At 72.4% G+C, this 631-nt stretch carries 1 pseudogene; it reads right to left on the bottom strand.

The window, feature by feature from the left end:
- A pseudogene (locus VM95_RS37895) lies at positions 1–631 on the bottom strand (hypothetical protein); the annotation flags it as partial.

Raw genomic sequence — 631 nt, 5'->3', positions numbered from 1 at the left:
CCAGGCTGTTGCCGGTGATGTCGTGCTGGACGAGGCCGGTGCGGTTGCCCGTGGCGTCGTAGCTGTAGGTGTTCCAGTACGGCGCCGGGCCGCCGACCGTGCGCCCGCCGGGGGCGACCGTCGCGGGGCCGGTGGCGTTGGTGCAGCCGCCGGTGCCGGGGACGGTGGTGGAGCTGCCGGTGCCGTGCTTGACGCCGGAGGAGTCCGTCCAGTCGGCGGTGGTGCTGGTGCCGCCGGTGTCCGTCCAGGCGCCGGTGAGACGGCTGAGGTAGTCGTAGGTGAAGCACTGGGTGTCGGTCGCCGCCGCGTCCTGGATGTCGGTGGCGGAGGTGACCTGGCCGGACTGGGTGTACGTGTAGCTGGTCTGGTCGGCGGAGACGGTGCCGTTCTGGCGGTCGACGAAGTTGTTGATCACGCGCCCGGTGGCCCAGTCGTACTGCTGGGTGGCCACCACCTGGGTGCCGTACGGGCCGACGGTCGTGCGGATCGGGCGGGCGAGGGCGTCGTAGGCGACCTGCGCGACGACGGCCTTCTTCAGGCTGCTCTCCGAGGTGAGCAGGCCGGTGACGGTGCGGCCGTAGCTGACCGACTCGGCGGGCAGGCCGCCGGCGGCCGGGATGTCCATGCCCGT

The sequence above is a fragment of the Streptomyces rubellomurinus genome, from assembly GCF_000961885.1.
GTDB lineage: Bacteria > Actinomycetota > Actinomycetes > Streptomycetales > Streptomycetaceae > Kitasatospora > Kitasatospora rubellomurina.
This window is presented reverse-complemented; position numbering and strand designations above follow the sequence as displayed.